The sequence below is a fragment of the Aeromonas sp. ZOR0002 genome (assembly GCF_963866995.1).
Classification (GTDB): domain Bacteria; phylum Pseudomonadota; class Gammaproteobacteria; order Enterobacterales; family Aeromonadaceae; genus Aeromonas; species Aeromonas caviae.
Window position 1 is genome coordinate 1 of record NZ_CAWMFQ010000003.1, and the last position, 6,915, is coordinate 6,915.

Consider the following 6,915-nt stretch of genomic DNA (forward strand, 5'->3'; position numbering starts at 1 on the left):
ATCGACGGTGATATAACCGCCGCTGCAGTAGTCATTGCCCCCCAGGAGGTTGCAGTACTCGCCGGCCGGCAGGCCGGTCTGCACCGAGGCCACCAGGCTGCCGCTCTCGTTGTTGATGGCGACGAAGCCCTTGTCACCGCGGCTGAAGGCGATCTGGTTGTTGCCGTTGTCCCACCAGTTGCTGACGGGCTGGCCTTCGGTCCGGTTGTGGAACAGGGCCATGTTCATGATGGTCGGTCGGCGCTGTTCGCAGTTCCACTGGCTGTCCGTGCAAGGTGTGCTGCCCGGTGCCCCCTTGTCGGTTTCATAGGTGCTCATGTTCTCGAAGCGATAGCCCGACATCACCTGCTTCCAGCCATAGGGCCAGGCCATCATGAAGGTGTTGGCCAGATCGTAGCGGGCACCGCTCATGAAGGTGAGCATGCCGCCACCGCCGTGGCCGCGTTCGCGGTCGTGGTTGACCACGAAGACGAAGGCCTTGTTGGAGGGGAGCAGGCCCCAGCTCTCGCCCAGGGTCTTGAGGTTCTTGATCTGGCCATTGAAGTTGGCGGCGAGATCGGTGCCGTATTTGAAGTCGGTGACGGTGTCGATGTAGGTGTAGCGGCCCGGCTGGATGTCGGGGGACTCCCCGCCTGCGCCGATCACCTCCAGGTAGGCCCTGGGGCTGCCTGCCTTGTCGAGGATGGCCTTCACATCGGCCGGCGCCATGTGCTTGGCCGCATCGATGCGAAAGCCCGCCACGCCCCAGCCGAGCAGGGTCTTCATGTAGGTGGCGATCTGATCCTGGACGTAGGATGAGCCGGTATTGAGGTCCGGCATGCCGTAGAGGGCGCCGTTCCAGACGTTGTTGCTGTCACCGTAGTTGGTGATGTCGCCGCTGTGATGGAAGTCGTTGTAGCCGAACTGGGGATATTGGTATTGCCCCGAGTTGTAGCTGCCGCCGCCGGTGGCGGTGCCTGAACCCGATGCCAGCTGGTTGAAGACGGCGTCGGCATAGACCTTGACCCCGGCCGCGTTGCAGCGGGCGATCATGCTCCTGAGCTCCGCCTCGCTACCGCCGAAGCTGTTGAAATTCTTGAAGCTGACCGGTTGATAGACGGTCCACCAGACCTGGCTGCCCTGCTTGTGCTCGGCGGGTGGGGTGATCTGGACGCCACCGAACCCCTTGGGCCCGAGCACGGTCTCGCACTCGTTGGCGATGTCGTTGAACTTCCATTGGAACAGGTGAACCATGACTCCTTCGGCGCTGGCAGTGTGGCTGAAAGAGCCGAGTGCCGCCGCCAGCAGGGCGGTTCGAAACAGTGTGTTGTGCATGACGATTTTCCCTTCGATCTTGTTATTGACGTATCACTGTCGTGTAGTCGAACGGACAACAAACAACCTCGTTCAGCTCCGTAGCATTCATGAAATCGATGTGGTTGAAAATCGAACAAGCTGAATTAATTAAGAAATGTGAATGAAAATGCTTTCATGCCATTCGGTGGCAGCAGGAGGGGGCAGAGGGGGGCAGATCGGTGCGAGATCCCGTCAAGCAGGTAGCGAAGGGGATGAACAGGGGCCCCGCAGGGCCCCGTGAACGTTCAGACGTTGGGTTCCTGCTGCCCGGCACTGGCCCGGGCACGACGCCCTGGCAGCATGCGGGTGACCAGGTTGCTGCGCTGGCGCCAGGAGGTGTAGGCGATGGCGCACAGGTGCAGGGCGATCATGCCCTGGAGTGCCCAGGTGCACCACTCGTGCCAGTCGTCCGCCCCCAGATCGAAGCCGGTCTCGGTGTTCTGGAACCAGCCGGTCCCTGCGGTGGCGAGTACCAGCAGCCAGAGTGCCCAGACCGCCAGCTTGCCGCTGCCGTGATGGCCAGGGGTGGGCGGGGTCCGTTCGCGCAGGGCGTCGGCCTGATGGCGAAAATCCTCCCGGCTCGGGATGAGGGCGCGCAGGCGGGCGTGGCCGCGAGCGAAGGTGAGCCCCCACAGCAGGCGTATGCCGATGAGCACCATGACGGCGTATCCCATCCGCTCGTGCCACTCCTCGCCCGCCTCGTTGAGCCAGAGGTTGCCGATACAGATGGCCGCCACACCCCAGTGGGTGAGGCGCACCAGAGCATCCCAGTGGAAGGGATCAGCCTTTTTGCTTGGCATAGTTGTGGTACTCCTTCTTCAGGTCGTTGACCTTGGCCAGGTGCTCGCGCGCCTTGGCCTCGTCACCGGCCTGGAGGGCTGCCAGGCTGGCATCCAGCTCGGTCTGCACTTCGGTCATGCCTTCCAGGAACTTCTCCTTCTTGGCGGCGGGCATGTTCTTGCCCTTGGCGACGTCCAGCTGGGCCTTCATCTCCTTGATGTATTTCTCCATGGTGGCCGCGTCGTCGGCCTTGACGGCCTGCTTGTAGTTGAAGCCGATCTTCTTCATCGGCTGCTCCAGATCGCCGGCCATGGCAGGCAGGGCCATCAGGCCGAACATCAGGGGCAGCAGCAGGGGACGCACAGTTTTCAGCATGGGATTTCCTTATGAGACGACGAGATTGCAGGTTGTTATAGCACTCATTTGAGTGCGGTTTCACGCATCATGATGCCATGAAAGGACGATCATTGTATGAAGAAAGTGCGACCAATTGTGACGAATTGTGCAGGGGATTGCTGTGGGAATGTAGCCGAAAGAGAACGGTCACCGGATCTCGCCTCCGGCTGGGGATACAAGGGCGCGCATCTGGTCCGGGAAGGGGGTCGCAGGCAGTGAATCATGCTGCCATTATTTTTTACACATCGGTTTTTTAACGTCAGGTTAGTTTTTCTGGTATTTTTTGTTTTTGAAAGCTACATCCCGTGGACGATTCCACTGCCCGCACAGACGCCGTGCAACAAAAAAGGGCCCGCAGGCCCTTTGAGTGATCGGGATCCGGCCCTTATTCGGCCTGCTCGCGCTCGATGGCACGCCAGCCGATGTCCTTGCGATAGAAGATGCCGTCCCACTGGATGCGACCAGCCAGGGCATAGGCCCGCTGCTGGGCTTCCTGCACCGTGTGGCCGAGGGCGGTGGCGCACAGCACGCGGCCACCCTGGGTCAGGCTGGTGTGTCCTTCCAGGCGGGTGCCTGCATGGAACACCTTCTCCCCTGCCACTTCGTCCACCGGCAGGCCACTGATGGGGTGATTGCTGGCGTAGTCGCCGGGATAGCCACCCGCCGCCAGCACCACGCCGATGGCGGCACGGGGGTCATAGACGGCTTCCTTCTGATCCAGCTGGCCGGCACAGGCGGCGAGGCAGAGATCCACCAGATCGGACTGCATCCGCAGCATGATGGGCTGGGTTTCGGGGTCGCCGAAGCGGCAGTTGAACTCGATCACCTTGGGGTTGCCCTCGGCATCAATCATCAGGCCGGCGTAGAGGAAGCCGGTGTAGACGTTGCCCTCGGCAGCCATGCCGCGCACGGTCGGCATGATCACCCGTTCCATCACGCGCTGGTGCACTTCGTCGGTCACCACGGGCGCCGGGGAGTAAGCCCCCATGCCGCCGGTGTTGGGGCCGGTGTCGCCGTCGAAGGCGCGCTTGTGATCCTGGCTGGTGGCCATGGGCAGCACGTGCTCGCCGTCCACCATGACGATGAAGCTCGCCTCTTCCCCGTCCAGGAACTCCTCGATCACCACCCGGGCGCCGGCATCGCCGAAGGCATTGCCGGAGAGCATGTCACGCACCGCCGCTTCCGCCTCGTCGAGGGTCATGGCGACGATCACCCCTTTGCCGGCGGCCAGACCGTCGGCCTTGATGACGATGGGGGCGCCCTTCTCGCGCAGGTAGGCCAGCGCCGGCGCCACCTCGGTGAAGTTCTGGTACGCGGCGGTCGGGATGGCGTGGCGGGCCAGGAAGTCCTTGGTGAAGGCCTTGGAGCCTTCCAGCTGGGCAGCGGCGGCGGTCGGGCCGAAGATGGTCTGATCGGCGGCGCGGAAGGCATCGACCACCCCTTTTACCAGGGGGGCTTCCGGTCCGACGATGGTGAGGCCGATCTGGTTCGCCTTGGCGAAGGCCAGCAGGCCCTCGATGTCGGTGGCCTGGATGGCGACGTTCTCGATGCCCGGCTCAAGCTGGGTGCCCGCATTGCCCGGTGCCACGAAGACCTGGGTCACCAGGGGGGAGTGTTTGGCCTTCCAGGCCAGGGCGTGTTCACGGCCGCCGTTGCCAATGATCAGTACTTTCATCGTCTCGCTCGCTTCTGTCTGAGTTCACTGGCGCTGCGGTGGCACTGCCAGTGGAAAGGATCCGGTGCTAAAGAGGCAGGGCCGCCATCGGCGGCCCTGGGCTGTCAGTGACGGAAATGACGCATGTTGGTGAACACCATGCACATGCCGTGTTCGTTGGCGGCGTCGATCACCTCCTGGTCGCGCATGGAGCCACCTGGCTGGATGACGCAGGAGATGCCCGCGGCAGCGGCGGCATCGATGCCGTCGCGGAACGGGAAGAAGGCGTCGGAGGCCATGACGGAGCCCGCCACGGTCAGCCCTTCATCCTCGGCCTTGATGCCGGCGATCTTGGCAGAGTAGACGCGGCTCATCTGGCCGGCGCCGACGCCGATGGTCTGGCCGTTCTTGGCGTAGACGATGGCGTTGGATTTGACGAACTTGGCGACCTTCCAGCAGAACAGCAGATCCTGCAGCTCGGCCTCGGTGGGCTGACGCTGGCTGACCACGGTCAGATCCCCGAGCGTCACCATGCCCAGATCGCGCTCCTGCACCAGCAGGCCGCCGTTGACGCGCTTGAAGTCAAAGCCTTGCGCCGGGGCAGTCCACTGGCCGCACTCCAGCAGGCGCACGTTCTGCTTGGCGGCGACCGCCTCGCGGGCTGCCTGGCTGATGCTGGGAGCGATGATCACTTCCACGAACTGGCGGGCGACGATGGCCGCGGCGGTCTCGCCGTCCAGTTCGCGGTTGAAGGCGATGATGCCGCCAAAGGCCGAGGTGGGGTCGGTCTGGTAGGCGCGATCGTAGGCTGCCAGCAGGTCGTCACCGATGGCGACGCCGCAGGGGTTGGCATGCTTGACGATGACGCAGGCCGGTTCGCTGAACTCCTTCACGCACTCCAGCGCTGCGTCGGTGTCGGCAATGTTGTTGTAGGAGAGCGCCTTGCCCTGCAGCTGGATGGCGCTTGCCACCGAGCCCGGCGCGGCCTGCTCTTCGGCGTAGAAGGCGGCAGCCTGGTGGCTGTTCTCGCCGTAGCGCATGTCCTGCTTCTTGATGAACTGGCTGTTGAAGGTGCGGGGGAAGCGGGACTCTTCGTCGCCTTCCTTGTTTTCGCCGTAGGAGGGCACCAGGGTGCCGAAGTAGTTGGCGATCATGCCGTCGTAGGCGGCGGTGTGCTCGAAGGCGGCGATGGCCAGATCGAAGCGGGTGGAGAGGGTCAGGCTGTTGCCGTTGCCATCCATCTCGGCGATGACGCGGTCATAGTCGGAGGCCTTGACGACGATGGTGACGTCCTTGTGGTTCTTGGCAGCGGAGCGGACCATGGTCGGGCCGCCGATGTCGATGTTCTCGACGGCGTCTTCCAGGGTGCAACCGGCTTTGGCCACGGTGGCGGCGAAGGGATAGAGGTTGACGACGACCATGTCGATGGGGGAGATAGCGTGCTCGGCCATGATGGCGTCATCCCGGTCGCGACGGCCGAGAATGCCGCCGTGTACCTTGGGATGCAGGGTCTTGACCCGGCCGTCCATCATCTCGGGGAATCCGGTGTAGTCGGACACCTCGGTCACCGGCAGGCCCGCATCGGCCAGCAGCTTGGCGGTACCACCGGTGGAGAGCAGGGCCACACCACGCGCGTCGAGTGCCTTGGCAAATTCCAGGATGCCAGTCTTGTCAGACACACTCAGCAGTGCACGGCGAATGGGTCGAGCTTGTTCCATCACACTATCGTCCTCAGCATAACGGGGACCGTTCCATGGGAGGCGAGGCTCAACACACAGAGAGTCCCCAAATAAATGGAAGTGGGGGATTTCGCAAACCACTCTCGCCCGGGGCGGCCGTTGGCAAAAGCGTTTTAGGAAATGCCCGCTTGACGCGACGCTCTCTTGTGGGCGCGTATTCTACACAAAAAATGTGACCTGTGGTGGATTTTTTAAAGAGACAAACCCTTGTGGGATGCGGCGTTAAACGTTTTCTGGTGAATTTTTGTGAAACGTTTGTCTTTTCAGTGTTTTGGGGATAAATGGCCGGCAAGTGAGGGGTTAGCTGCTGCTTTCCTGCCTTTGACTGGCAATCGCCGGGCAAAGAGGTGATAGTGGAGGCCGGTTTATATTGAGTACCATATCGGGAATGTCATGCGGGGGGAGAGGACCATGTATCGGATCGGTGAACTGGCCAAGGCGTGCGGGGTGAAGGCCGACACCCTGCGCTTTTACGAGAAGAACGGCCTCATCTCGCCGGGCATTCGCAACGAATCCGGTTATCGCCTCTACGGGGAGCAGGACAGGCGGCGGCTGGAGTTCATCATCCGCGCCAAGTCGGTGGGCTTTTCCCTCGCGGATATCGGCGAGCTGCTCACCCTGGACACCAACAAGGCCAAGGTCACCTGCCAGGAGGTGAAGGCGGTGGCTGACACCAAGCTCGAACAGGTGGAGCAGAAGCTCCTGGAGCTGACCCGTTTTCGCGAGAACCTGAAGGCCCTCTCCGACATCTGCTGCGGCGGCCCGCGCTCGGCGGAGCATTGCGCCATCCTCGAGACCCTGGAGTCCGGCGCCCCTTCCCGCCACGAGCACCACGACCATGAGCACTGAGCTGCGCCGGCCCCGGGTCTCCGCCTTTCTCGCCCTCTCCCTCGACGGCTTTATCGCGGGGGAGGGGGGTAATCTGGATTGGCTCGCTCCCTACAACGGCGACTCCCAGGAGGAGACCGGCTACAGCGCCCTGATGGCCAGCGCCGATCTGCTGCTGATGGG

Annotated in this window: 6 protein-coding genes and 1 pseudogene; 2 read left to right on the forward strand and 5 right to left on the reverse strand. The window is 62.8% G+C overall.

From position 1 onward, the window contains the following. From AACR77_RS00225 to purH, 5 genes are all read right to left on the reverse strand, one after another. Positions 1–1,314: alpha-amylase (locus tag AACR77_RS00225; protein ID WP_042879047.1), on the reverse strand; the 1,314-nt coding region annotated here is incomplete at its 3' end. 266 nt (positions 1,315–1,580) lie between these two features. Beyond that, the gene (locus AACR77_RS00230; RefSeq protein ID WP_010675613.1) at positions 1,581–2,135 is read right to left on the reverse strand and encodes a cytochrome b/b6 domain-containing protein; all 555 of its coding nucleotides are present in this window, start codon (positions 2,133–2,135) and stop codon (positions 1,581–1,583) included. Next, positions 2,116–2,490 (reverse strand): cytochrome b562, encoded by a 375-nt coding sequence (locus AACR77_RS00235; protein ID WP_010675612.1) that lies wholly within the window; start codon positions 2,488–2,490, stop codon positions 2,116–2,118. The genes AACR77_RS00230 and AACR77_RS00235 overlap by 20 nt, the downstream gene beginning before the upstream one ends. A 406-nt stretch (positions 2,491–2,896) precedes the next feature. After that, positions 2,897–4,186 (reverse strand): phosphoribosylamine--glycine ligase, encoded by a 1,290-nt coding sequence (gene purD / locus AACR77_RS00240; RefSeq protein WP_042879049.1) that lies wholly within the window; start codon positions 4,184–4,186, stop codon positions 2,897–2,899. A gap of 104 nt (positions 4,187–4,290) precedes the next feature. Beyond that, positions 4,291–5,883 carry a bifunctional phosphoribosylaminoimidazolecarboxamide formyltransferase/IMP cyclohydrolase gene (purH, locus tag AACR77_RS00245; protein WP_010675610.1) on the reverse strand — a complete coding sequence of 531 codons (1,593 nt, stop codon included), beginning with the start codon at positions 5,881–5,883 and terminating at the stop codon, positions 4,291–4,293. Between the two features lie 432 nt (positions 5,884–6,315). Between purH and zntR the strand changes: the two genes are divergently transcribed. Together zntR and AACR77_RS00255 are read left to right on the forward strand one after the other, a co-directional pair. Beyond that, positions 6,316–6,753 carry a Zn(2+)-responsive transcriptional regulator gene (gene zntR, locus AACR77_RS00250; RefSeq protein ID WP_041213891.1) on the forward strand — a complete coding sequence of 146 codons (438 nt, stop codon included), beginning with the start codon at positions 6,316–6,318 and terminating at the stop codon, positions 6,751–6,753. Next, positions 6,743–6,915: pseudogene (locus AACR77_RS00255) on the forward strand (dihydrofolate reductase family protein); the annotation flags it as partial. The gene zntR and the pseudogene AACR77_RS00255, both read left to right, overlap by 11 nt.

What these genes read in the sequence shown, in the direction of transcription:
- purH (WP_010675610.1), bottom strand. Translation starts at nt 5,883, where the DNA reads ATGGAACAAGCTCGACCCATTCGCCGTGCACTGCTGAGTGTGTCTGAC.
- purD (WP_042879049.1), bottom strand. Translation starts at nt 4,186, where the DNA reads ATGAAAGTACTGATCATTGGCAACGGCGGCCGTGAACACGCCCTGGCC.
- zntR (WP_041213891.1), top strand. Translation starts at nt 6,316, where the DNA reads ATGTATCGGATCGGTGAACTGGCCAAGGCGTGCGGGGTGAAGGCCGAC.
- AACR77_RS00235 (WP_010675612.1), bottom strand. Translation starts at nt 2,490, where the DNA reads ATGCTGAAAACTGTGCGTCCCCTGCTGCTGCCCCTGATGTTCGGCCTG.
- AACR77_RS00230 (WP_010675613.1), bottom strand. Translation starts at nt 2,135, where the DNA reads ATGCCAAGCAAAAAGGCTGATCCCTTCCACTGGGATGCTCTGGTGCGC.